The 23,971-nt window shown below is 69.3% G+C and carries 24 protein-coding genes; 12 read left to right on the forward strand and 12 right to left on the reverse strand.

Annotation, left to right across the window (positions count from 1 at the left end; genetic code table 11):
- Positions 1-6 precede the first annotated feature (6 nt).
- A complete protein-coding gene (locus I7X18_RS01365) occupies positions 7-1,425 on the forward strand; it encodes a WS/DGAT/MGAT family O-acyltransferase (RefSeq protein WP_193044913.1) in 1,419 nt (472 codons plus the stop codon).
- A 4-nt stretch (positions 1,426-1,429) separates the two neighbouring features.
- Here I7X18_RS01365 and I7X18_RS01370 read toward each other — a convergent pair whose 3' ends face one another.
- The 3 genes from I7X18_RS01370 to I7X18_RS01380 are packed head-to-tail and all read right to left on the reverse strand — an operon-like array spanning position 1,430 to position 5,017.
- Entirely contained in the window at positions 1,430-2,650 is a 1,221-nt protein-coding gene (locus I7X18_RS01370; RefSeq protein ID WP_193044912.1) for an alpha/beta hydrolase, read from the reverse strand.
- Complete coding sequence (gene fadD12, locus I7X18_RS01375; protein WP_193044911.1) at positions 2,643-4,265, reverse strand: acyl-CoA ligase FadD12; 1,623 nt, start codon at positions 4,263-4,265, stop codon at positions 2,643-2,645. The genes I7X18_RS01370 and fadD12 overlap by 8 nt, the downstream gene beginning before the upstream one ends.
- A gap of 8 nt (positions 4,266-4,273) precedes the next feature.
- Positions 4,274-5,017, reverse strand: a complete 744-nt coding sequence (locus tag I7X18_RS01380; RefSeq protein WP_226863253.1) for a 1-acyl-sn-glycerol-3-phosphate acyltransferase — start codon at positions 5,015-5,017, stop codon at positions 4,274-4,276.
- Positions 5,018-5,192: 175 nt separating this feature from the next.
- Here I7X18_RS01380 and I7X18_RS01385 point away from each other — a divergent pair, with 175 nt between their 5' ends.
- The 4 genes from I7X18_RS01385 (at position 5,193) to I7X18_RS01400 (ending at position 7,535) form a co-directional block, all read left to right on the forward strand.
- Complete coding sequence (locus I7X18_RS01385; protein WP_193044909.1) at positions 5,193-5,441, forward strand: DUF8129 domain-containing protein; 249 nt, start codon at positions 5,193-5,195, stop codon at positions 5,439-5,441.
- 191 nt (positions 5,442-5,632) lie between these two features.
- Positions 5,633-6,637 (forward strand): pentapeptide repeat-containing protein, encoded by a 1,005-nt coding sequence (locus I7X18_RS01390; RefSeq protein WP_193044908.1) that lies wholly within the window; start codon positions 5,633-5,635, stop codon positions 6,635-6,637.
- A gap of 63 nt (positions 6,638-6,700) precedes the next feature.
- On the forward strand, positions 6,701-7,279 hold the full coding sequence (locus I7X18_RS01395; protein WP_404822748.1) for a hypothetical protein: 579 nt from the start codon (positions 6,701-6,703) through the stop codon (positions 7,277-7,279).
- Between the two features lie 4 nt (positions 7,280-7,283).
- Positions 7,284-7,535 carry a hypothetical protein gene (locus I7X18_RS01400; RefSeq protein ID WP_193044907.1) on the forward strand — a complete coding sequence of 84 codons (252 nt, stop codon included), beginning with the start codon at positions 7,284-7,286 and terminating at the stop codon, positions 7,533-7,535.
- A 3-nt stretch (positions 7,536-7,538) separates the two neighbouring features.
- On the opposite strand, the gene I7X18_RS01405 is transcribed toward I7X18_RS01400, so the two are convergent.
- Entirely contained in the window at positions 7,539-8,369 is an 831-nt protein-coding gene (locus I7X18_RS01405; protein WP_193044906.1) for a DUF1206 domain-containing protein, read from the reverse strand.
- A 15-nt stretch (positions 8,370-8,384) separates the two neighbouring features.
- Complete coding sequence (locus I7X18_RS01410; RefSeq protein ID WP_193044905.1) at positions 8,385-8,579, reverse strand: CsbD family protein; 195 nt, start codon at positions 8,577-8,579, stop codon at positions 8,385-8,387.
- A 131-nt stretch (positions 8,580-8,710) separates the two neighbouring features.
- Between I7X18_RS01410 and I7X18_RS01415 the strand changes: the two genes are divergently transcribed.
- From I7X18_RS01415 to I7X18_RS01425, 3 genes are all read left to right on the forward strand, one after another.
- The gene (locus I7X18_RS01415) at positions 8,711-9,535 is read left to right on the forward strand and encodes an arylamine N-acetyltransferase family protein (RefSeq protein WP_193044904.1); all 825 of its coding nucleotides are present in this window, start codon (positions 8,711-8,713) and stop codon (positions 9,533-9,535) included.
- A gap of 66 nt (positions 9,536-9,601) precedes the next feature.
- Positions 9,602-10,507, forward strand: a complete 906-nt coding sequence (locus tag I7X18_RS01420; RefSeq protein WP_193044903.1) for a helix-turn-helix domain-containing protein — start codon at positions 9,602-9,604, stop codon at positions 10,505-10,507.
- Positions 10,507-11,028 (forward strand): dihydrofolate reductase family protein, encoded by a 522-nt coding sequence (locus I7X18_RS01425; protein ID WP_193044902.1) that lies wholly within the window; start codon positions 10,507-10,509, stop codon positions 11,026-11,028. The genes I7X18_RS01420 and I7X18_RS01425 overlap by 1 nt, the downstream gene beginning before the upstream one ends.
- 2 nt (positions 11,029-11,030) lie before the next feature.
- On the opposite strand, the gene I7X18_RS01430 is transcribed toward I7X18_RS01425, so the two are convergent.
- The 3 genes from I7X18_RS01430 to I7X18_RS01440 form a co-directional block, all read right to left on the reverse strand.
- Positions 11,031-11,648, reverse strand: coding sequence for a TetR/AcrR family transcriptional regulator (locus tag I7X18_RS01430; protein ID WP_193044901.1), 618 nt, complete (start codon positions 11,646-11,648; stop codon positions 11,031-11,033).
- 356 nt (positions 11,649-12,004) lie between these two features.
- A complete protein-coding gene (locus I7X18_RS01435) occupies positions 12,005-13,495 on the reverse strand; it encodes an aldehyde dehydrogenase (RefSeq protein ID WP_193044900.1) in 1,491 nt (496 codons plus the stop codon).
- Positions 13,496-13,541: 46 nt separating this feature from the next.
- The gene (locus tag I7X18_RS01440) at positions 13,542-14,303 is read right to left on the reverse strand and encodes a class I SAM-dependent methyltransferase (protein ID WP_193044899.1); all 762 of its coding nucleotides are present in this window, start codon (positions 14,301-14,303) and stop codon (positions 13,542-13,544) included.
- Positions 14,304-14,339: 36 nt separating this feature from the next.
- On the opposite strand from I7X18_RS01440, the gene I7X18_RS01445 reads away from it, so the two are divergent.
- The gene (locus I7X18_RS01445; protein ID WP_193044898.1) at positions 14,340-15,500 is read left to right on the forward strand and encodes a glycosyltransferase family 4 protein; all 1,161 of its coding nucleotides are present in this window, start codon (positions 14,340-14,342) and stop codon (positions 15,498-15,500) included.
- On the opposite strand, the gene I7X18_RS01450 is transcribed toward I7X18_RS01445, so the two are convergent.
- A complete protein-coding gene (locus tag I7X18_RS01450; protein WP_232375381.1) occupies positions 15,484-17,082 on the reverse strand; it encodes an MmpA family trehalose lipid delivery protein in 1,599 nt (532 codons plus the stop codon). The genes I7X18_RS01445 and I7X18_RS01450 overlap by 17 nt on opposite strands.
- 47 nt (positions 17,083-17,129) lie before the next feature.
- Positions 17,130-18,332 (reverse strand): cell envelope lipid trafficking protein PgfA, encoded by a 1,203-nt coding sequence (locus I7X18_RS01455; RefSeq protein WP_193044897.1) that lies wholly within the window; start codon positions 18,330-18,332, stop codon positions 17,130-17,132.
- 127 nt (positions 18,333-18,459) lie between these two features.
- Between I7X18_RS01455 and I7X18_RS01460 the strand changes: the two genes are divergently transcribed.
- Positions 18,460-19,638 carry an acyltransferase family protein gene (locus tag I7X18_RS01460; protein WP_404822747.1) on the forward strand — a complete coding sequence of 393 codons (1,179 nt, stop codon included), beginning with the start codon at positions 18,460-18,462 and terminating at the stop codon, positions 19,636-19,638.
- A gap of 1 nt (position 19,639) precedes the next feature.
- Here the strand turns inward: I7X18_RS01460 and bla are convergent, their stop codons facing one another.
- A complete protein-coding gene (gene bla / locus I7X18_RS01465; RefSeq protein ID WP_193044896.1) occupies positions 19,640-20,539 on the reverse strand; it encodes a class A beta-lactamase in 900 nt (299 codons plus the stop codon).
- Positions 20,540-20,698: 159 nt separating this feature from the next.
- On the opposite strand from bla, the gene I7X18_RS01470 reads away from it, so the two are divergent.
- On the forward strand, positions 20,699-21,580 hold the full coding sequence (locus I7X18_RS01470; RefSeq protein WP_193044895.1) for a LysR family transcriptional regulator: 882 nt from the start codon (positions 20,699-20,701) through the stop codon (positions 21,578-21,580).
- The gene (locus I7X18_RS01475; protein WP_193044894.1) at positions 21,577-22,527 is read left to right on the forward strand and encodes a serine hydrolase; all 951 of its coding nucleotides are present in this window, start codon (positions 21,577-21,579) and stop codon (positions 22,525-22,527) included. The genes I7X18_RS01470 and I7X18_RS01475 overlap by 4 nt, the downstream gene beginning before the upstream one ends.
- Here I7X18_RS01475 and I7X18_RS01480 read toward each other — a convergent pair.
- Positions 22,496-23,971, reverse strand: a complete 1,476-nt coding sequence (locus tag I7X18_RS01480; protein WP_193044893.1) for an AMP-binding protein — start codon at positions 23,969-23,971, stop codon at positions 22,496-22,498. The two genes, I7X18_RS01475 and I7X18_RS01480, sit on opposite strands and share 32 nt — an antisense overlap.

The raw sequence follows: 23,971 nt of genomic DNA on the forward strand, positions 1-23,971 counted from the left end.
TTCTACGTGAAACGGCTCAGCGGGTGGGATGCGTTTCTGCTGTACAGCGAAACCCCCACGGTGCACATGCACACCCTCAAGCTGGCGGTGATCCAGCTCGACGATCTGGGGGACCGCAACTTCGGCGTCGAGGAATTCAGGCAGGTCATCCACAGCCGGCTCTACAAACTCGACCCGTTCCGCTACGAACTGGTCGACATCCCGTTCAAGTTCCACCACCCCATGTGGCGGGAGAACTGTGAGGTCGACCTCGAGTACCACGTCCGCCCGTACCGGGTGGACAGCCCCGGCGGGCGCCGAGAGCTCGACGAGGCGGTCGGCCGCATCGCCAGCACCCCGCTGGACCGCACCAAGCCGCTGTGGGAGATGTACTTCATCGAGGGCCTGGCCGACGGCCGGATCGCGGTACTGGGCAAGATCCACCACGCTCTGGCCGACGGTATCGCCTCGGCCAACCTGATGGCCCGCGGCATGGATCTGCAGAGCGGTCCACAACACGACCGCGATTCCTACGCCACCGATCCGGCGCCGGGCCCAGGTGAGTTGGTCCGCACGGCGTTCCGCGACCACCTGCGCCAGATCGGCAAGCTGCCGGCGAACTGGCGCTACACCGCGCAGGGCCTGCAGCGGGTCCGGCACAGCAGCCGCAAACTCTCACCCGAGTTGACCCGGCCGTTCACCCCGCCCCCGACGTTCATGAATCACAAGGTCGACGGGGTCCGCAAGTTCGCCACTGCCACACTGGCTCTCACGGACATCAAACAGACCGCCAAACATCTCGGTGTGACGCTCAACGATCTGGTGCTGGCCATCTCGGCCGGTGCGCTGCGAAAGCTGTTGCTGAGCTACGACGGTCACGCCGAACACCCGCTGCTGGCGTCGGTTCCGGTGAGCTTCGACTTCAGCCGGGAACGCATTTCGGGCAACTACTTCACCGGTGTGCTGGTGTGCATCCCCGTCCACATCGAGGATCCGCTGCAGCGGGTGCAGGAGTGCCACAACGCAGCCGCGTCAGCCAAGGAGGGGCACCATCTGATCGGCCCCGAACTGGTCAGCCGGTGGTCGTCGTACTTCCCGCCCGCGCCGGCCGAGGCGCTGTTCCGGTGGCTGGCCAACAAGGACGGCCAGAACAAGGTGCTCAACCTGCCGATCTCCAACGTGCCGGGTCCGCGCGAACGGGGCCGGGTGGGCGGTGCGCTGGTCACCGAAATCTATTCGGTCGGTCCGCTGACCACGGGCAGCGGCCTCAACATCACGGTGTGGAGCTACGTCGACCAGCTCAACATCTCCGTGCTGTCCGACGGCGCGACCGTGGACGACCCCCACGAACTCACCGACGCGATGATCGATGCCTTCGTCGAGATCCGTTCAGCCGCAGGGCTTCCCGAGGAACTGACGGTGGTCGAGACGGCGATGGCGCAGTAGCGGGTCAGCCCCGCTGCGCGTGCACCCACGACAGGAAGCGTTCGATGGCCTCGGCGGTGTAGTGGCCGCGCGGCGAACCGTAGAAGTCGAAGGCGTGCTGTGCGTGCGGGATCTCCGAATACGCCACCGGTGATGTCGACACCTTGCGGAGTTCCTCGACGAATTCGCGGGCTTCCGGAACGGGGATGATCGAGTCGTCCTCGCCATGCAGCACGAAAAACGGTGGCGCGTCGGGTCGTATCTTCGTGATGGGGGAGGCCTCCAGGTAGTCGCGGCGGTTGCCGAGGAACGGCTTCTTGACCACGAACTTCTGCAGAAACGCGATGAACTGCGGCCGGCCCTCCCCGTCGGCCGAGAACCAGTCGTAGCGGCCGTAGACCGGCACGGCGGCGCGGACCGAGGTGTCGGCGTCGGCGAAACCGGGCTGCCACTGCGGATCGTTGGGAGTGAGTGCCGCCAGCGCCGTGAGGTGGCCGCCGGCCGAACCCCCGCTGATCGCCACGAAATCCGGGTCGCCGCCGTAGTCGGCGATGTTCTCCTTGATCCAGGCCAACGCCCGCTTGACGTCGACGATGTGCGCGGGCCAGGTGTGTCGCGGGCTGATCCGGTAGCCGATCGACACGCAGATCCAGCCGCGTTCGGTGAGGTGGCTCAGCAGCGGATAGGCCTGCGGGCGGCGCATTCCGATGGCCCAGGCCCCGCCGGGCACCTGCAACAGCACCGGCGCGCGCCCGTCGCGCGGGAGGTCGCTGCGCCGCCAGATGTCCGCGGTGTTCGCCTGGTGCGGGCCGTAGCGGACGGTGCCCGTCTTCTCGACGTAGCGCCGCCGCGACCACCCGGTCCGCAAGACGCCACCGCGGCGGCGTGCGGGTTGGGACTCCGCGGCCACCGACACGTAGTCCTCGCCGAGCGCTTCACGAAGTCCGGCCTCGAAGAACGGTTGCGACTTGACGTTTCGCCGCTGGATGAAGACCAGCAGACCCCACGTGATGACCTTGAGCACCAGCGCGGCGCGGCCGGTGCGGCTCGTGAACTGGCCCTGTAGCCCGCGGCGGACGGCGTCGAGCACCGAACCGGTCAGGTACAGGGGCGCGAGTTCGGAGGTCGGCCAGCCGAACGCGAACGTCGGAATGGTGACGTAACCCTTGCGGCCCAGCGGCTGTACGCCGTTGGCCGCGTTGAGCGCTTCGAAGCTCGTCGCGAGCAGCGGCCGGGGCTTAGGCATCGGCGGCACGGGACTGCAGGTCACGCCGGACGATCTTGCCGGTGCTGTTGCGCGGCAGCTCGTCGAGCACCGTGATGTCTCTGGGCACTTTGTAGTTCGCCAAATTCTCTCGGACGTGCTGTTTCAGTTCCTCGGGGATAACCGATGCGCCCGCAGTCAAAACCACGAACGCCGCGAGTCGCTGTCCGTACTGCTCGTCGTCCACCCCGATGACCAACGCCTCGGCCACCTCGGGGTGGGCCGAGAGCGTCTTCTCGACTTCGATCGGGTAGACGTTCTCACCGCCGGAGACGATCATCTCGTCGTCGCGCCCGACGACGAACAACCGGCCGGCCTCGTCGAGGTAGCCCAGATCCCCGGAAGACATGAACCCGTCGTGGAAGTCCTTCGTGGAACCGGAGGTGTACCCGTCGAACTGGGTGGAGTTGCGCACGAAGATGCTTCCGGTCTCACCGGCGGGGAGTTGGCGGAACTCGGGGTCGAGGATGCGAATCTCGGTGCCCTCGGCGGGTTTTCCGGCCGTATCGGGAGCGGCGCGCAGGTCGGCCGGTGTCGCGGTGGCGATCATGCCGGCCTCGGTCGCGTTGTAGTTGTTGTAGATGACGTCGCCGAACTGGTCCATGAACGCGGTGACGACATCGGGCCGCATGCGCGATCCCGAGGCGGCGGCGAACCGCAATGACCGGGCGCTGTAGCGGGCCCGCACGTCGGCGGGCAGTTCCATGATGCGGTCGAACATCACCGGCACCACGATCAGCCCGGTCGCGCGGTGCTCGTCGATCAACGCGAGCGTGGCCGCCGGATCGAATTTGCGGCGCGTGATGATGGGGCACGCCAGGGATGCGGCGAACGCCAACTGGGAGAACCCCCAGGCGTGGAACATCGGTGCGACGATCACCACCGGTTCCTCTGCCCGCCACGGCGTCCGGCGCAGGATCGCCCCGAGGATCTCCGGGCCTCCTCCGGAGTGCTTGGCGCCCTTCGGCGATCCGGTGGTACCGGAGGTGAGCAGGATGACCCGGGACCTGCTGCGCGCGCGTTGCGGGCTCTGCCCTCGATGCGCGGCGATCATCGACTCCACGGTCAGGCTGTCAGGCTGCTGGTCGGTCCACGCGATGATCCGGGTGATGCGGGCACCGCCGACGGCGCTGTCCACGGTGGGGGAGAACTCCTCGTCGTAGATCACCGCCTCCACACCCTCGCGTTCGACGACCTCGGCCAGCGCCGGCCCGGCGAACGACGTGTTGAGCAGCAGCACGTCGGCACCGATCCGGTTGGCCGCGATCAGCGACTCCACGAAACCGCGGTGATTGCGCGCCATGATGCCGATGACCTTCGGCCCGCCGCCGGGAAGCGCCTGCAGTGCGGCGGCCAGGGCGTCGCTGCGCTGGTCGATCTCGCGCCACGTCAGCGTTCCGCGCTCGTCGATCAGCCCCGGCGCATCCGGGCACCGCTGGGCCGCGCTGGCGAAACCGGATGTGATGCCCATGTTCTCGCGGCGCATCGCCGCCGCGATCCGCACGTACTTGTCGGGCCGCAGCGGCGCGATCAGCCGCGCACGCCGCATCGCATCGAACAGACCGAGAGCACCGCCGAGCCGGTCGGTCAGCTGCATCGCGCGCCTCAGCCCAGCACCGGGAAGCGGCGCTCGGCGGCGAGTTCGTCGAGCGCACGCTGCATCACGTGGCGGACGTGCGCGTCGACCTCGTCGACGTCGGGGTCCTCGCCGAACTCCGCGACGATGTCGATGGGCGCCAACACCCGGGTGACGATCTTGGTGGGCAGCGGCAGGTTGACCGGGAGCACCGCGGACAGCCCGAACGGGAAGCCGAAGGAGATGGGCAGGATCTTGGCCCGCAGCAGCTTGTCCAGCCGGATGGTCTTGGCCAGCCACTCACCGCGGCTGAGGTAGAACTGGCTCTGCTGGCCGCCGATGGAGACCGTCGGCACCAGCGGTACCCCTGCGTTCAGCGCGGCCCGCACGTAACCGGTGCGCCCGCCGAAGTCGATCTTGCTCTCGGCCAGCGTGGGCCGGTACACGTCGTAATCCCCGCCGGGGAACACGATCACCACACCCCCCGAGCGCAGTGCCTCGTCGGCGTTCTCGTGGTTGGCGCGGATGAAGCCGGTCTTGGTGAAGAACTCGGCGGTCGGCCCGGTCAGGATCAGGTCGTGCGACAGTGTGAAGACGGGCCGGTCGTAGCCGAACTGTTCGTAGAACCCGGCCGCGAAGACCGGCACGTCCATCGCGAACAGGCCACCCGAGTGGTTCGACACCACCAGCGCCCCACCTGCCTCCGGGAACGACTCGATTCCTCGCATCTCGGCGCGGTGATAAGTCTTGAGCAGCGGCCGCAGCACGCTCATCACCCGTTCGGTGAAGCCCGGATCCCATTTCGCGATGTCCGACGACGGCACGGCTCCCCCTCGGGGTCGAATTGAAACGTGTTCTAGTTTTGATGGTACCCAGCGTGGCGGCGCTTTATCCAACCGCCGGGCGCGGGTGCGATTACCGCACGGGCGGGGCGGGAACCCCTGGCGCATGGCTGATCGCGACGAACTCCCGCTGGCCGACTACGACCAGACATCGTTGTCGGATATTCGGCACCGCATCCGGTCCCTCGAGGAACCGCAGCTGCAGCAGCTGTTCGACCACGAGACCGAACACGGCAACCGCATCCCGGTGCTCGAGATCCTGCACGCCCGCCTCAAGGAACTGCACAACGGAGCCGAGCCGTCCGGCGGGGATCCGTCGAAGGCTCCCGGTGTGACACCGACGCCGCGCGGATAGACGGTGCAGGAATCGACCGCGGCGGAAGCGTATACGCCGTTGCGACACGGCGTCGCGAACCAGACGCCGTCGTGCGGGCGCCCCTGAGCGGCACGTAAGACTCTCGTCAGCACTCCGGGAGTTTGTGCGCACAGCGGCCGGTGAACCTCACGGTCATCAGCCGCTTGTCCCGCACTTGCCCAGGAGTGACCATGAAAGTCTCCGCCCGTTCCTATCTCATCGCCGGTGTGTCCCTCGCGAGCGCGGGCCTGATCGTCACCGGGTCGAACACTGCCGTCGTCGACCCGACGCGGGCCGATACGACTGTCGCGCCGATGGCGGCCACCTCGCCGGTGCCTCGGGTGAACCAACCGGCGGCGATCGTGCCGGCCGGGTCGGTGGCGGTCGGGGCGGCGTTCGTGGCGCCAACGCCGGAGCCGGACGTGGCCGCGCAGATCTCGGTTCCGGATCTCGGCGGCCTGGACCCCGAAGAGGGCCGGCCGGGAATCCAGCTCAGCCTGCTCACGGGCACCCCCAACCTCGGATACGGCAACGAAGGCCTGTTCAACGCAGGCGTCAACAACACCGGCGACTTCAACATCGGCGGCGCCAACGACGGTGACTTCAACATCGGCACCGGCAACTCCGGCGGCTTCAACATCGGTTACGACAACACCGGCGACTTCAACATCGGTGGCGACAACGACGGCAACTTCAACGTCGGGTTCGACAACGACGGCGGCGAACGCAACTTCGGCGCGGGCAACAGCGGTTCCTACAACGTCGGGTTGTTCAACACCGGTGCCTTCAACTTCGGTGTGGGCAACACCGGCGTCGGCAATGTCGGTTTCTTCAACACCGGGGACTACACCGTCGGCGCATTCAACGTCGGCATCCGCTACGCCGGCAACCCCGGAATCAGCACCGGCCGTACCACCGAGGCCGACGACGAGGACCCGGACACCAGCGCGTCGAAAACCCGCGGCGCACAGGAGGACGACGATTCCGACGAGGATGCGGCCACCACCCGGGCGGGCCGGAGGACGGCGGCCCAGGACGAGGGCGACGACAAGAAGGACGGTGCAGACGCATCCGGAAACTCCACCGCCGACACCACTGACGACGACACCACGGCCTCCGACACCACTGACGACGACACCACGGCCTCCGACACCACCGACACAACTGACGACGACGGTGCTGACGACGACGCCTGAGGGGACCGGCCGCTGAAGCACGTATTCGCCGGGCACATCGCCGGATTCGGGACCGCCGCCGGGGTGCGCATCGTGGTCGGCCGCTGGCAGGCGTCACCGTTCGGCGGTTTCACCGACGTGATGGTGCAACAACCTGACGAGCAGCGGGTGCTGCTGGCCCCCAACGACGCGGTCGCGGGCTTCGTCGCCTCGACCTACCACTTCGACCGCGTCGAAATCGGGCCGGTGGCCGCGACACTCGACTCCGATCTGCTGCGGGTGCGCAGTGCTGGCCTCGACCTCGATGTCGGCATCGGTGCACCGGCGCCACTGGACCGGCTGCTACGGCTGGTGCCGGACAGGGTTGCGACGGCGCCGTGGTGGCTGCGGGCCGTCGATCCGGTTGCGTCTCGCCTGGTTCGCGGTGTGCACACCGCAGGGACGGCGGGCAATGGCCGCCGGGAGTACTACGGGGTGCGCCGCTCCCGCCGGGTCATCTCGGTGGCGGGGCGGTACCGCGACACCGACCTGGGGGCGCTGCGGCCGCTGTCACCGCCCGTGGCTTTCGGTTTCGCCTCCGCACCGGCCGCACCGCAGATCGTCGCGGTCACCACGACGATTCTCGACACCGGGTTTTCGGATCGCCGGTCTTGGGCACAGTGACGGCATGGACACGGTGACTCGACTCCGGCACGCCCAACAGCGGATCCTCAAAGTGCAGCGCCGCCTGTGGCTGGCGCAGCTCGCGATGTGGCCGACGCTGGTGATCACCGGTGTGGCCACCGTCGCCGGTGTGGTCTGGCTGCTGCGACGACGGTCCGCCGGCGGGCGCCACGAACTGCCCGAGTCGCCCGGCGTACATCGTGTCGAGACCGCCGAGCACAACGGCCAAGTCACCGAAGGTGTCTCGCCCAGCTGACTCTCACATCCGCGCGTAGCGGGTGAGCGCGAAGCTGTACAACCCGTACGCGGCGAAGCCCGCCGCGGCGACCCCGATCAACACGGAGCCGAACGGCGCTTGGCCGAGCGCTTTGACCGCACCGTCGAGTCCGGTGGCCTTGGAGGGATCGGCCCGTACCGACGCGACCACGACCAGAGCGCCGGCGCCCGCGAGCACCAGCCCTTCCGCGACGTGTCCGCAGACCCCCAGCACCGTGAGCAGGCGCCCGCCGGAGATGGTCAGGTCATCGCGAAACCGGCGCGATGCCCCCTTGTAGGCGAAGTAACACCCCACGGCCATGACGCCGAGACCGATCACCGCGAGTACGGCCTTACCCTCCGGGGTGCGCATCAGCCAGGTGCTCAGCCCGATCGTTCGCTCGGCGCTCGAATCGCGGCCGCCGAGCGCGAACTGGACGGCCATCGAGGCGACCGCGGCGTACACCAGAGCGAGTCCGAGTGCCTTGAGGCGGTTGACCATCAGGAAGTCGTCGGGGTCAGGATGGGGGTCGTGGTGCTCGTTGGGATGCAGGCCGAGCACCGTCTCCGCCAGGCGCCACAGCGTCAGCGGGACGAGCGCCACCGCGACGCCCCAGAGCGCGAGGAACCCGCCCTTGGTCTCGGCGAGCGTGGCCAGCGCACCCGACTGATCGGCGTCGCCCTGGCCGGAGCCGATCGCGATGCGGAAGATGATGTAGGCGATCAGCAGGTGCAGCACGCCGTTGATCAGATAGCCGGTGCGTGCCGCGAGCTGTGCCCCCCGGTGATTCGTGGCGGTGCGAACCGCGCCGGCGGCGCCGGTCTCATCCGTCACCGAGGGGTGACCTGCTCAGTATCCGCGTGGCCGCCGGCGCGAACGGAATGCGTCCTTGACCTTCTCGCCGGCGTCCTTGAGATGCGCCATCCGCTCGTCGCCGCGGCCCCGCGCCTGCATGTTCCGATCGCCGATGGCGCTGCCCGTGGCGGCCCGCATCCGGCCCTGCAGCTGCTGCAGCTTGTTCTTCGCCTTGTCGCCCGCGCTCATGGTGTGTCCCTCGTGTGTCGGTGTCCCGGTTGTCGAGACGCGTAGAGGGGGGTTACCCGTTCCGGCGCGATGACACCGGAAAAGAAAGCGGGAGTTGACCTCAACCGCGATTGAGGGCCCAACATGGTGACATGACCGACACACCGGCGTACTTCACCAGGATCGGTTACCGGGGCACGGCCGATCCCACCGTCGAGACCCTGCACGCGCTGATCGCCGCACACAACCGGACGATCCCGTTCGAGAATCTCGACCCGTTGCTCGCCATCCCCGTCGCCGACCTCAGCGCCGCCGCGCTCACCGACAAGCTCGTGCACCGCAGGCGCGGCGGCTACTGCTACGAACACAACGGGCTCATGGGTTACGTGCTGGAGGACCTCGGTTTCGGGGTCGAGCGGCTCGCCGGGCGGGTCGTGTGGATGCGCGGCGACGACACTCTGCCCGCGCAGACCCACCAGTTGTTGGCGGTCACGGTGCCGGAGATGGCCGGGCGGTTCCTGGTCGACGTCGGCTTCGGTGGGCAGACGCTGTCGTCGGCGATCCGCTTCGACATCGGTGTCGAGCAGACCACGCGGCACGAGCCGTACCGGATCCGCGAACACGGCGAGAGGTATGTGCTCGAAGCGTGCATCCGGGGCGGATGGCAACCGCTGTACCTGTTCACCGACCGGCCGCAGCCCCTGATCGACCTCGAGGTCGGCAGCTGGTACGTCTCGACGCATCCCGCCTCCGGTTTCGTGGTCGGCCTGGCCGCAGCGCTGGTGACCGACGACGCCCGCTGGAACCTGCGCGGTCGCCACCTCGCGGTACACCGCGCCGACGGCACCGAGCGGGTCCGCTTCGACAGCGCCGCACAGGTTCTCGACACGCTCGGCGATCGGTTCGGCATCGACCTGGCCGACCTCGGTGACCGGGCAGAACTGGAGACGCGGGTGCACGAGGTACTCGACAGCTGAGCTCGCGGTTCGGTGCAGCAGGAATCGTCATGTCCCTTTGGGTACGCGGCGGCCATACTCGGTTTCGTGAGTACACCGGCGCGGCGGGATCGCCTGCGGGAACTGCTCGACGCCGTCGTCGACGCGGACAATCCCGACGTGGGTGACATGGCGCGCAGCACTCACGCCTCGGAGTTCCACTTCTCGCGCGAGGTGCGCCGGCTCACCGGCGAGCCACCGGCCGCGCTGCGCCGCCGGATCATGCTCGAACGCGCCGCGTGGCGGCTGCGCCGCGGCGAAACCGTCTCCGCCGTCGCCGCCGACGAGGGGTGGTCGTCACCGGAGGTGTTCTCCCGCGCGTTCCGCCGCACGTTCGGCGTACCCCCGTCGCGCGCCGGGGACGTCGAGTTCCGGGTGCCCGCACCCAACGGTCTGCACTTCCATCCGCCACAGTCGCTGTGGCTCGACGGCGACGGCAGCAGCAAGTCGCCCGACCCGGGCCGGCTCATGGTGGCCCATGACATCGCCGACACGGCCCACCTGATCGAGCGGGCGTGTGAGCTGACCGACGAGCAGTGGCGCCGCGAGGTCGCACCGGGTCAGGTGGTCCTCGACTGGGACGGGCCCGAACCCAGCGTCGGTGCGGTGTTGCGGGCGCTGGTCTGGAACAAGGTGGTCTGGCTGGCCACCGTCGAGGGCCGGGATCTCCCCGCCCGCGACGGGTCCACGACGGCAGAGCAGCTGGCCGTTCAGCACGATGACATCGGAAAGCATTGGGCGGCAATGATTGCGGAGTACTCCACCGCCGGACGGATGGGCGACACCGTGATCGACGCGCTCTGCGACCCGCCCGAGTCCTTCCAGCTGTACGGGATCGTGGCGCACGTGCTCACCTTCTCGGCGCACCGGCGCGCACTGGCGCGGTCCATGCTCGCCGGCATGGGCGTGGCCGCCGGACCGGGTGACCCGTTGGACTGGATGAGGAGGCACTGATGGCGACCGTGTACTACACCGCGTCGAGCCTGGACGGCTACATCGTCGACGAGGACGGCAGCCTGGACTGGCTGATCCACCGCGACATCGACCCCGACGGGCCGTTCCACTACGACGCGTTCGCCGCCACCGTCGGTGCGCTGGTGATGGGTTCGGCCACCTACGAGTGGATTGTGAAAAACCAGCCCGGCGAATGGATGTACACCCAGCCGACGTGGGTGATGACACACCGTTCCCACATCATCGCCGAGGGACACCCCGTGCAGACCTTCGACGGAGCGGTGACCGAACTGCATCCGACGCTGGTGTCCGCGGCGGCGGGTAAGGACGTGTGGGTGGTCGGCGGCGGAGAGGTGGCCGCGCAGTTCGTTTCCGCGGGGCTGGTCGACGAGATGATCGTCAGCTACGCGCCGTGCACGCTCGGCGGAGGCTCACGCGTCCTGCCGATCCGCTCGGAGTGGCGGTTCGTGGAATCGGCGGTCAACCGCGAATTCCTCTGTGGCCGTTGGCAGGTGGCCTGAGGTCAGCTGGTCATCGTGGGAATACCGTTGCGGCGGATGAACTCCCGCGATGTGATCAGGAACTCGAGTTGGGTGTGCACCTGGCGCAGTGGGTCCAGGCTGCGCGTCGCCCGGCACAGCACGACGGCGCCCTCGAGCGCGGCGATACTCGTGATCGCCAGCGAGGCCGCCTCGCTCTCCTCGCACCCGTCGACCACGAACGCGCGCCCCAGCGCATCGCGCCAGTGCCCGAAGATCGCCCCGGCGACCGTCGTCAGTTGCGGCCCGTCCTCGGCGGACCCGATCGCTGCGGCCACCACCGGGCAGCCCGCCGTGAAGTCACTGTCGGCGAGCACGCGGTCCCAGAACTCGACGAACCGGCGTACGAGGTGCAGACCGCCCTTGGTGGCCGCCTCGTCGATCAGCGAGGTGATGGACTCCCCGGCCAACTGCAGCGCTTCGGAGACGATCTGGTTGCGGCCTTCAGGAAAGTGGTAGTAGACGCTGCCGCGGGGCGCGCCGCTGCGCTGGAGCACTTCGTCGATGGTGACGCCGGCCGCTCCGCGCTCGCGGAGGACTTCGGCGGCGCCGATCAGCATGTTGGTGCGCGTCGAACCGCGCTTGGTGCGGGTGTTGGTCATCGGTGTCCGGTCAGGCGACACGAGGCGGGCGCTGCGGCGTCGTTCGCCAGGCGAGGCCGCGCGGTGAGAAGGCGAGGCGCACACGGCGCGGGTGGTGGACGAACCGCAAGCCGACGATGTTGATCTCGACCACCCACATGGCGTGCCTCTCTCTATGACGGAAATCATAGAACAGGGCATGAAGTGACACAACAGGCACATGTTTACGGAGGGAGTGGCGGGGGAATATGTGCGCGTGCATAATGATCCCCGGCGCCCGCCCCGGCGGCCCCGGGGCGAGCGCCACACCAACTTCGCGCCCACAAAAAGGCTCCCACCAGCGGTGGGAGCCTTTTTGCGTGGCCCGGCCGGCGCGACTACTCCGGGGTGTAGCCGAACGGAAGCAGCGTGCTCTTGGCCTGGCAGTACTGCTCGATGCCTTCGGGGCCGTTCTCCCGGCCGATGCCCGAGTTCTTGTAGCCGCCGAACGGCGCCCCGGGATCGAATGCGTACATGTTGACCGCGTAGGTGCCGGTGCGGATCTTGCTCGCCACCTCGAGCGCCTTCTTGTTGTCGGTCGTCCACACGCTGCCCGCGAGCCCGTACACCGAGTCGTTGGCGATGCGGATCGCGTCGTCTTCGGTGTCGTAGGGGATCACCGCCAGCACCGGCCCGAAGATCTCCTCCTGGGCGATGGTCATCGCATTGTCGACGTCGGCGAACACGGTCGGCTGCACGAACCAGCCGCTGTCCAGACCTTCGGGACGGCCGCCGCCCGCGACCACCCGCGCACCCTCCTCGGTGCCCTTCTTGATGTAGCTCTCCACGCGTTCGCGTTGCTTCTCGCTGATCAGCGGGCCGATGGCGGCGTTCGGATCGTCGGGCAGGCCGACGGGCATCGCGGAGACGAAGTTGGCCAGCTTCTCCACCACCTCGTCGTAGCGGGAGCGCGGCGCGAGGATGCGGGTCTGCGCGACGCACGCCTGCCCGGAGTTCATCACCCCGGAGAACGCGAGCATGGGCAGCGTCGAATCCAGGTCGGCATCCTCGAGCACGATCGCCGCGGACTTCCCGCCCAGCTCGAGCGTGCAGGGCTTGAGCTTCTCGGCGGCCAGCTTGCCGATCTCCTTGCCGACCGCGGAGCTGCCGGTGAACGTGTACTTGTCGATCTCGTCGCTGGCGGTCAGCGCGCGGCCGGTCTCGGCGCCGCCGGGCACCACCGACAGCACGCCTTCGGGCAGCCCGGCCTCGGCGAACATCTGGGCCATCGCGAACACCGACAACGGCGTCTCGGCGGCGGGTTTGAGCACGAGCGTGCAGCCGGCCAGCAGCGCGGGGCCCAGCTTGTTGGCGGCCAGGAAGAACGGCACATTCCACGCCGTGATCGCTCCGACCACACCGATCGGCTCGCGGGTGACCAGCGTCTGGCCGTAGATGCCGTCGCGGATCTCGCTCCAGCGGAACTTGTCGGCCGCGCCTGCGTAGTACGTGAACGCCGACATCGCCGCGCCGTACTGCATCATGTCGACGATCATCTGGGGCTGACCGGTCTCGGCGGCGAGCAGGGACTTCAGCTCGTCACCGCGCTCCTCCATGAGCTTGACCGCGGCACCGAGGATCGCCGCGCGCTCGTCCGGCGACATCCTCGGCCACGGGCCCTCGTCGAAGGCCTTGCGCGCGGCCGCGCAGGCCGCGTCGACGTCGGCCGCGGCCGCCAGCGGCACCTGACCGACCTTCTCGCCCGTCGCCGGGGAGTGCACGTCGATGACCTCGGAGGTCGACGGTTCGACCCACTGGCCGCCGATGAAGAGCTTGTCCCACGTGGACTTGTGCGTCGTGTCTGCGCCTGCCTGCACGGTTTGTGTCATGAGCGTCACACTACCTAGATTCGCGGGAAACGAGAACCTGTTGCAGTCAGCGCTGCAGGACCAGGACGAGGTTGCTCACCGCGAACTCCCGCAAACCCGGCACTTTTGTCGTCCGCCACGCCCATCGCGGGTGGTAGCGGGGGAATGCGGCGATTAGGGCGCCGGTGCTGGCACCCCACTGGAGGCCGTCGCGCGCGGACACCGCGAACAGTGACGATCCGTAGTCGTTCTTGGGTCGGTGGCCATGTCTGCGGGTGTACCGGGCGGCGGCCCGGGCGCCACCGAGGTAGTGCGTCAGGCCCATCTCGTGCCCGCCGAACGGGCCGAGCCACACCGTGTACGACAGGATCGCCAGTCCGCCCGGCCGGGTGACGCGCAGCATCTCGGCCCCGAGGCGCCACGGTTGCGGTACGTGCTCGGCGACGTTCGATGAGAGACAGATGTCGACACTGCCATCAGCGAATGGCAACGACATGCCGGAGGCGCGCACGTAGCGGCCGGCGCGCCCGGTGGCCGCCGGGCCTGCGTGCATCTCCCGCGGGTCGGGTTCGACGCCCACGTAGTCCATCCCGTGCCGAGCGAATGCGGCGGCGAAGAACCCGGGCCCGCCGCCGACGTCGAGGACCGTGCGGCCCGCGGCATCCTGCCCCGTCGCCCCCAGCCACAGGTCGGCCACCATCGCGGCGGTGTCGTCGGCGAGCGCGCCGTAGAACCGGGCCGGATCGGACTGTTCGAAGCGGAATTCACTGAGCAATCGAACCGACCGCGACAGGGTCGCGCGGCGGGCGAACAGCTCGGTAGCGGACACGCGATCGACCCTACGCAGCGGTTAGGCTGGCCCCCGATGTCCGCGCGCCCGCTTCGATCCGTCCTGCTGCTGTGCTGGCGGGATATCGGGCACCCGCAGGGCGGCGGCAGCGAGATGTACCTGCAGCGCATCGGCGAGCAGCTGGCCGCATCCGGCGTGCGGGTGGCGCTGCGCACGGCCTCGTATCCGGGCGCTGCGCGCCGCGAGGTGGTCGACGGTGTCCACGTCAGCCGGGGCGGCGGCCGCTACTCGGTCTACCCGTGGGCGCTGCTGGTGATGGCGCTGGCCCGCATCGGCCTCGGACCGCTGCGGGGGGTGCGCCCCGACGTCGTCGTCGACACCCAGAACGGCGTGCCGTTTCTGGCGCGGCTGATCTTCGGCCGCCGGGTCGTGGTGCTGGTGCACCACTGCCACCGCGAGCAGTGGCCGGTCGCGGGTCCGGTGCTGCGCCGGCTCGGCTGGTTCGTCGAATCGGTCGTGTCGCCCCGCGCGCACCGGCGGGCGCAGTACGTCACGGTGTCGCTGCCGTCGGCGCGTGATCTGACCGACCTCGGAGTCGACGGCGGGCGCATCGCCGTGGTGCGCAACGGGCTCGACGAGGCGCCGGCTGCCACGCTCACGCTTCCGCGCTCGGCCACACCGCGCATCGCGGTGCTGTCGCGGTTGGTGCCGCACAAGCAGATCGAAGACGCGCTCGACGCCGTCGTGGCACTGCGTCCGCAGATCCCCGACCTGCACCTCGACGTGGTCGGCGGCGGCTGGTGGCAGCAGAAGCTCGTCGATCACGCCCGGCTGGCGGGCATCTCCGATGCGGTCACGTTCCACGGTCACGTCGATGACGTCGCGAAGCATGAAGTACTGCAACGGAGTTGGGTGCATGTGCTGCCGTCACGCAAGGAGGGCTGGGGGCTGGCGGTCACTGAAGCCGGTCAGCACGCCGTGCCGACGATCGGCTACCGCTCGTCGGGCGGACTGACCGATTCGATCGTCGACGGGGTGACCGGTCTGCTGGTCGACGACCGCGACGAGCTGGTCGAGGCACTGGACCGGTTGCTGGGCGACCGGGTGCTGTGTGAGCAACTCGGCGCGAAGGCCCAGGCGCGAAGCGTCGAGTTCTCATGGCGGCAGAGCGCTTCGGGGATGCGTGAGGTGTTCGACGCGATGCTGTCCGGACGGTTCGTCAGCGGCGTGGTGTAGCTCCGCGCCGCAGCCCGATCACGCCGGCAAACAACGAACCCACCAGCAGCGCCAGCCACGCCCCATGCGCGGCGATCAGCAGGCCGCGGTGCGGCGACGCGGGCCGCTCACCCCCGACCCGGTAGACCGTCAACCCCTCGTCACGGTAGGCCAGCGGGAGATCCATTGCGGCGCTTCCGGATTCGACGACCACCCAGCCGACACCCGCGGCCGCCAACTCTGATACCGGCGCCCCCCGCAACAACAGCTCCTGCACGGCCCGCGCCCGCACCCCTTCGCCGGGCACCGTCGTCCCGCCGATCACCAGGTCCCCGGTGCTCAACACCTCGGCACGCACCCAGCGCGGCAGCGGGTCGAGCACCGGCGCCTCACCGGCCCAGTCGAACTGACGCATACTGTCCGGCGGCAACACCGCGACCGGACGGGGATCGGCGTTGATCATCGCCGCGGCGGCCACCCACCCGGGCGGGTACTGGACCGCCCGCATCTTCCCGCCGACGCCGAAGGCCAGATCGGGCAGCACCGCTATCAGCGCCGCACAACACACCGCGGCGGCCGCCACCGCGGGCACCCGCCGCCACACCAGAACCGCGCCGGCACCGGCGATCGCATAGCCCGGCAACGCCAGCGCCACCCACTTCTGCCCGTCCCGCAGCACACCCAGGCCAGGTAGCGCCCGCACCGTCTGCTCCACGGCCGCGAGCCCCGGACCGGTGGCCATCGCCGCGGGCAGCACCACCGCCGCAGCAGCCAGGACGAGCAGCGGTACCGCCGCCCGCCGCCGCCACACCACCGAAACCCCCGCCACCACCACCGCGAGCAGCGTAAGAGTCGCGACGACGGCGAAGCCCGATGCGCGCGAGCCGGGTACCGCATCCGCGTTCCAGATGCCGCCGAACCCGGCCAGGCTGCCGAGCGTCCCCAGATCCGGTTCGGCCCGCGCCGCGAACGCCGGTATCCCCGCGGCGGGTGACGCGGCCAGCGACCCCGACACCGCGGCCGCCACCAGCCACGGCATTGCGCTCACCACCGCCGCCACCAGCGTCACGGCCACCACCTTCAGGCGGCGGTCCGTACCCGGTGCGCACACGCTCACCAACGCCACCGTCGCGGCCAGCAGCAGACCCGTCGGCGTCAGCCCGGCCAGGGCGATCCAGAAGGGGAGCGGCCACCACCGGCCCGAGCCGTCCCGCAGGCGCAGCACCGCGGTCGCCACCCACGGCAGAGCGCCGTATCCGACCAGCAGGCTCCAGTGCCCCTGCAGCAGGCGCTCGGCGACGTACGGATTCCACACCGCGACCGTGACCGCGACGCACTGACCGGCCACCCCGGCGTCGGGCACCACCGTCGCAGCCAGCCGCGCGCCACCCCATCCAGCCAGCCACAGCCCGGCCACCAGCAGCGCCTTGACCACCACGCCGCCGTCGAGCACGTGCGACGCCAGCGCCAGAGCGAAGTCCTGCGGTAGCGCGCGCGGCGCGGCCTCGGACAGGCCGAGCGCCGCATCGGTCAGATAGGACCGCGGCGTCGACACCGCGTCGCGCAACAGTAGATAACCAGGTGCCAGCAGCGGCGCGGTCACGATCAGCGACAGCGCCAGCGCGTAGACCGGCGGGAGGTAGCGGGAGATCAGACCGGTCTGTCGGGCGGTAGATCGGTCGGCCGTTGGGCCGGCAACTTCTCGGTCTTGGCCTCCGCGCCCGGCACCGGCTCACCGGCGTCGTCGCGCTGGAAGAACCCGTGGTCGGCCTCGTCGAGGCCGGGGTCGATGAGCGCCGACTCCGCGCGCAGACTGAACGAGCCGAGCAGAGCCCCGCCGACCAGCAGCACCAGTCCGACCGCGGTGAACGTGATCGGCAGGATGCGGCCCCACAGCGCCACCCGGTCGCGCTCGCTGCGTGCGCTGGCGACCTGGGATTCGACCGATTCCTCGTTCGTCGTGACCGTGTAGTCCACGAACGTCACCTCGGGCCGCAGCGCGTCCCGTGCGTAGTAGTGGTAGGCGTGCTCGTCGGATTTGACGATGGTGCCCGACACCGGATCCACCCAGAGCGTGCGCTCCGCGGCGTAGAACCGGCTCATTGTGATCGGCTCCTGCGGATCACCCTCCACGCCCCACAGCTCGGCGCGGGCGGTGACCTGGCTGTCGGCGTCGTCCTCGTACAGCGAGGCGTACTTCACCGGTTCGACCAGCTTGCCCTCGGCGTCGTAACCGACGTTCTGGGTGAACTTGTAGGCGGTCAACCCGTTGACGTCTTCTTCACCGTCGTAGTTGGCGTCGTAGGCCTTCTGGGCGATGGGGTCGAACAGCGGGTAGGTCTTCTTCTCCGTGTCGAACGGGAAGCGATAGGTCAGCCCGTCGTGCGGGAGTGCGATGTTGGTCGGCGGCTGGTCGTCCGCGATGGCCCGCGGCTTCTGCACCGCACCACCCGGGTTGCTCTCGCTCGACACGGCCATCGCATTGCTGCGGTCCATCGTCACGGTGTCGACCATCGCCAGCAGCAGACCGTTCTCCTGCTGCTTGTCGGTGCGGCGCAGCGAGCTGCCGACCTGCAGGGTGACCACGTCGGCGTTGGACGGTGATTCCACGCTGATCTGCTGCTGGAACACCATCGGCACGTCACGGTCGACGACGAAGCGCTCGCCCAGGAGCGAGGCCGGATCGAAGGATGTGCCGGTTCCGTCACTGATCAACGTGGTGTCGATGTCCAGCGGAACCTTGGCGATCTTGCCCTCGGTATAGGTGGAAAGCAACAGCGCGGCGATCAGTAGGGCAGCACCGAGCCCCATGAGTCCGCACGCCGCGATCCGCAGCGCCACTGCGCGGTTCAAACCGTGCCTCCTTCGGCTCGGACCGGCAAAACCCGTTTGACCCTAACAGCAGACATTAAGGCGCGAATTTACTACGAGACCCTCGGAGCCGTCCGCGCCGACCTGCCTCGCTGGCACACTGGGCGCCGTGACGAGCACCGAGGAGATCGGCGGAACGCGGTCGTTCCTGCCCGCCGTCGAGGGCATGCGCGCCTGCGCGGCCATCGGCGTCGTCGTCACCCACGTCGCCTTCCAGACCGGTCACACCGGCGGGGTCGACGGGCGGTTCTTCGGTCGGTTCGACCTGGCGGTCGCGGTGTTCTTCGCACTGTCGGGTTTCCTGCTGTGGCGCGGCCACGCCGCCGCCGCGCGGGGACTGCGGACCGCCCCGCCGACCGCGCACTACCTGCGGTCGCGCCTCGTGCGCATCATGCCCGGCTATCTCGTCGCGGTCGTGATCATCCTGATGATGTTCCCCGACACCAAACCGGACCTCACGGTGTGGCTGGCCAACCTCAGCCTGGCGCAGATCTACGTGCCGCTGACGCTGACCGCGGGGCTCACCCAGATGTGGAGTCTGTCGGTCGAGGTGAGCTTCTACCTCGCGCTGCCGGTGCTGGCGCTGCTGGCGCGCCGGCTGCCCGCCGCGGCGCGGATCCCGGCCATCGTCGCCGTCGCGGTGGCGAGCCTGTTCTGGGTGTACATCCCGTTCGACCCCGACTCCGGGCACAACCTGTGGAACTGGCCGCCCGCCTTCTTCTCCTGGTTCGCCGCGGGCATGGTGCTCGCGGAACTGACCGTCATGCCGGTCGGCTGGGCCCACCGGCTGGCTCGGCAGCGCACCCTCATGGCGCTCATCGCGGTCGCGGCCTTCGCGATCGCCGCGTCACCGCTCGCCGGCCGGGAGGGTCTGCAGCCGGGCACCGTCGCCCAGGTCACGCTCAAGACCGCGATGGGCGCCGTGGTGGCTGCGGCACTGCTCGCACCCCTGGTGCTCGACCGGCCGGACACCCCGCACCGGATCCTGGGCAGCCGGGTGATGGTCACGCTCGGCCGATGGTCCTACGGCTTGTTCGTCTGGCACCTCGCCGCGCTGGCGATGGTCTTCCCGATGGTCGGCGCCTTCGCGTTCAACGGGCGCATGCCGCTGGTGTTGACGCTGACGTTGATGTTCGGCTTCGCGATCGCCGCGGTGAGCTACGCGCTGGTGGAAAGCCCGGCCCGAGAAGCGTTGCGGCGCTGGGAGTTCCGCCGCGCCACCCCGGCGCACAAGGCGCCGCCGCTCGACAGTGCGGTCAGCGACGTGCCCGAACCGATCTCGCGATGATCTAGGGGGCATGGCCCAGCCGGCGCAGTGTCACCCGAACCGCGTCGGCGATCGCGTCGTTGAACGGCCCGGCGTCCTTGCGATCGTCGAGGGAGCGGGTCAGCACGGTGACGACGAGGCGCTGACCGGCGGGACCGATCAGCAGCCCGGAGTCGTTGGTGGAGCCGTAATCGCCGCCTCCCGTCTTGTCGGCGCTGGTCCAGCCGCTCGGCAGCGCTGCTCGGAAACGTTTGCCAGAGGTGACGTTCTCACGCATCCAGTCCAGTAGGTGGTCCTTGGCGCCCGCGCTGAGCGCGCGACCGGTGAGCACTTCGCGGTAGCCGTGGCCCAGGGCCCGGGGGGTCGTGGTGTCCCGCGGGTCACCGGGTGTCGCACTGTTCAACTCGGTCTCCCAGCGGTCGAGCCGGGACTGGTCGTCGGCGACCGACCGGGCGAACGTGGTGATGGCGGGCGGCCCGCCAATCAGGCGCAGCAGCAGGTTGCCCGCGGTGTTGTCGCTGTGGACGAGCGCCGCCGAACACACCTCGGCCAGTGCCATGTCCGATCCCGCCCGCGGCGCGGTGACCGGCGAATAGGTCACTACGTCGCGCTCGGCAACGGGCACCGGGGTGTCGAGGCGCAACTGCCCGTTGTCGACTAGCTGCAGCACCCGCGCGGCGGCGTAGGCCTTGAAGGTCGAGCACATCGAGAACCGGTCGTCTGCCCGGTTGCTGACCGTCGCCGATGAGTTCAGGTCGATCGCGAACAGGCCGATCTTCGCGCCGTACCGCTGTTCGAGTCCGCGGAGTTCGTCATCGGGCAGATCGGGCACCGCGGTGGCGATGCGCTGGCAGGCCACGGTTCCGGCGGTCAGGGCGAGCAGGGCGCCAAGGGCTCGACGCCGGTTCAGCTGGGGGTTCATGGTGTGAAAGAACCACGCCCGCCGACCCGGCCGCCATGTCAGATGAGGCGCGCCGTCGATAGCCTCTGCGAATCACCGCTGCGGGTGGCCGGATTTCGGGCGCCTGATCCGACTCGGTGGCCGCACCGGATCGGCGCCGGTGTCGTGTTGTATAGAGGTGTGGATCTGGTCCGGCATCTGCAGTACTTCGTTGCCGTCGCCGAACACCGGCATTTCGGCCGGGCCGCGACGACATTGGGTCTCACCCAGCCGCCCGTGTCGCAGGGTTTGCGGCGTCTCGAGACCCACCTCGGCCTGCGGTTGATCGAACGCGCCCGCGACGGCGCCATGGTGACCGCGGAGGGAGCGGCCCTGCTACCGCGTGCCCGGCTCATCATCGAGGATTCGCGGCGGTTCCTCGACGACGCCGCAGACCTGCTCGGCGCGCTACACGTGCTGCGCTGGGGTGCGACACCGCAACTCGACGACGAGGTCGTGGCTCGCTGCGTCGACGGCCTCAGACGGGCGATGACGCCGGCCGGCGCCCCGGTGAGGACGGTGACCGCGGACACCGTCCAGCTCGTCTCCGATGTCCGGCGAGGCGTGCTGCAGCTTGCGGTCGTCGAACACCCGACACTGGTCGACGGCGTGATCGCGGGTCCGGTCGTGACGCTGAACCGCAGCGTGGTGCTGCCGGCCGGGCACCGGGCGGCGAAAGCGAAATCGCCACGCGCGCAGATGCTCAGCGACCTCGAGCTCGCGACCGTGCCCCGGGAGGCGAACCCGGCCGGATACGACCTGCTGTTGGACAGTTTGCGCCGGCGCGGCCTGGACGTCGTGATCCGGCCGGCCGCCACCCATCGCGACGTGTCCGCTGCGGTTGCCTCCGGCGGTTGTTTTGGGATGGCAACCGGTGGGGCGCCGGTGCACACCGGCACCGTCCACCGGCGGATGCTCGTCGACGAGGTCGCGATGCGGGTGCGTATCGTGGCCACGGCGGGCTTGGACCTCGATCACCTGGTGTACGCCGTCGACCGAGAATTGTTGCGGGCGAGTCGATGAGCGTGGAGGACGACATCGCAGCTGTATTCGCCGACGCCGGTTGCCGCGGCTGGCTGCGTGCAGAACTGGTCGGTCGACCGGGACCCGCCGTCGACCTCGGCGGGGAGTCGCCGGTGGTCGCCGCGTCGGTGTACAAGGTGCTGGTACTCCTCGCGGTCGGCCGCGCGTTCGACGCCGGCCAACTCGACCCGCACGCCACCGTCCGGGTGGTGCCGCGTGAATGCACCCCCGGCCCAACGGGGCTGAGCCTGTTCAGCGATCCGGTCACGCTGTCCTGGCTGGACCTCAGCCGCCTCATGATCACGCTGTCGGACAACGCGGCCGCCGATGTGCTGTTGGCGGCTGTGGGGCTGGACGCGGTGCACGCCCTGATCGACGAGCTGGGGTTGGCGGCGACCCGGGTGGTCGGCGGCACCGCCGCGCTGCAGAAGCAGGTCATCCATGACACCGGCGCCCTTTCCCTCGGCGAGGCGGTGGGCCTGCTGGCCAGCAACAACGCGATCCACGAAAGCGCGGCATTCGACCCGGCATACACGACCGCAACCAGCGCAGCGGACATCAACCGGGTGCTGGCCGGGATCTGGACCGATGCGGTGGCATCACCCGATACTTGCGCGACGATGAGATCCATCCTGGCCCAGCAGATCTGGCCGCACCGTATTCGGTCGGCGTTCCCATACGCCGACGTCACGGTCGCCGGAAAGACGGGCACGATCGGACCCATCCGCAACGAGGTCGCGATCATTGCATACCCGGACGAGGTCCCGATCGCGGTGTCGGTGTTCACCAGGGCCGCCCGGTCAGACGTCTACCTGCCGATCGTGGACCACGCCATTGGTCGTGCGGCACACCTCGCCGTCACGGCACTGCGCCGCGAGGCCAACGTCGAGAAGTTGCCCGTGTATGACCGAACCGTCAGCGACGTGCCCCAGCCGATCTCGCGATGATCTCCGCGCGCACCGCCGACCGGCGGGCCTTGCCCGCGTCGTCGCGTAGCGGATGGTCGGTGAACTCGACCGTGCGCGGCACCTTGTAGGCCGCCAGGCGTTCGGCCACGAACGCCGTCACCGCCGCCTCGTCGAGCGCCGATCCGGCCAGTGGCTGCACCAGCGCGTAGGGCACCTGGCCGAGGTCGTCGTCCGGGACACCGACCACGAGGCACGACAGCACCTCGGGATGCGCCGAGAGCGCCGACTCGATCTCGGCCGGGTACACGTTGCGGCCGCCGACGGTGAACATGTCGACGCGCCGGTCGTTGAGATAGAGGAAACCGTCGTCGTCGAAATAGCCGAGATCGCCCAGCGAGTCCCACCCGTCGCGGCTCTTGGCGGTGCTGCCGATGTACCGGTAGGTGGGCGCGGCGCCCGGCGAGCGGCGCATGTAGACCTCGCCGACGACGCCGGTCGGACACGGGTTGCCGTCGTCGTCGAGCACCGTCATCTCCCCGGCCACCACGACACCCACCGACCCGCGGTGGGCCAGCCACTGCTCACCGGAGATGAACGTCAGCGCCTGTAACTCGGTGCCGCCGTACAGTTCCCACAGCACCTGCGGCCCCAGCAGGTCGATCCAGGCCTCCTTGACCGCTGGCGGGCACGGCGCCCCGACATGCCAGAACCGCCGGATCGACGACAGGTCGTAGGCGTCGGGATCGGCTCGGTACACGGGCAGCAGCCGCTGCATGATCGTGGGCACCGTGGTCAGGAACGTGACCCGATGGTGGGTGACCAGGCGGAGGAACTCGTGCGGGTCGAACCGGGGCATCAGCACCAGGTGGTGGCCCATCAACAGGCCGATCGCGAACGTCGTGAACCCGGTGTTGTGGCTCATCGGCACTGAGATCAGGTTGACGTCGCCGGGTTCGGCGCCCAGCGGCAGACCGATCGCCGACGGCACCCGGCTGTCGCCGCCGGCCTCGATGAGCTTCGGTCTGCCGGTACTGCCGCCGGAGGCCATCGACTTCCACACCGGTGAGACGGCTGCGGCCAGCGGATCGGCCGACAGCGCCGGGTCCGGCACGAAGTCGACTGGCACACTGGGCGATACGCCGTTGGGATCGGTACGCCCGACCAGCAGGGCGGGTGGACGCAGCGCCAGCAGGCCGGCGAGCTCGGCGTCCGGTAGCCGGGCCGACAGCGGTTGCGGCACCGCGCCTAGCTTCCACGTCGCGAGCACCGCTTCCACCCACTCGATGGAGTTGGGCAGCAGCACCGTGACGTAATCACCCTGTCGCACACCCAGGTCGGCGTACGCGCGGGACAGGCGGTTGGTCGACGCGTCGAGTTCACCGCGGGTGACGGTGCGGCCGGCGCAGGTGAGCGCCGGTGCGTCGGGATCGCGCGCCGCCAGATCCGAGAACTGCGTCCCGATCGGGGGTACGCCGTCGACCAC

The sequence above is a fragment of the Mycolicibacterium baixiangningiae genome, assembly GCF_016313185.1.
Classification (GTDB): domain Bacteria; phylum Actinomycetota; class Actinomycetes; order Mycobacteriales; family Mycobacteriaceae; genus Mycobacterium; species Mycobacterium baixiangningiae.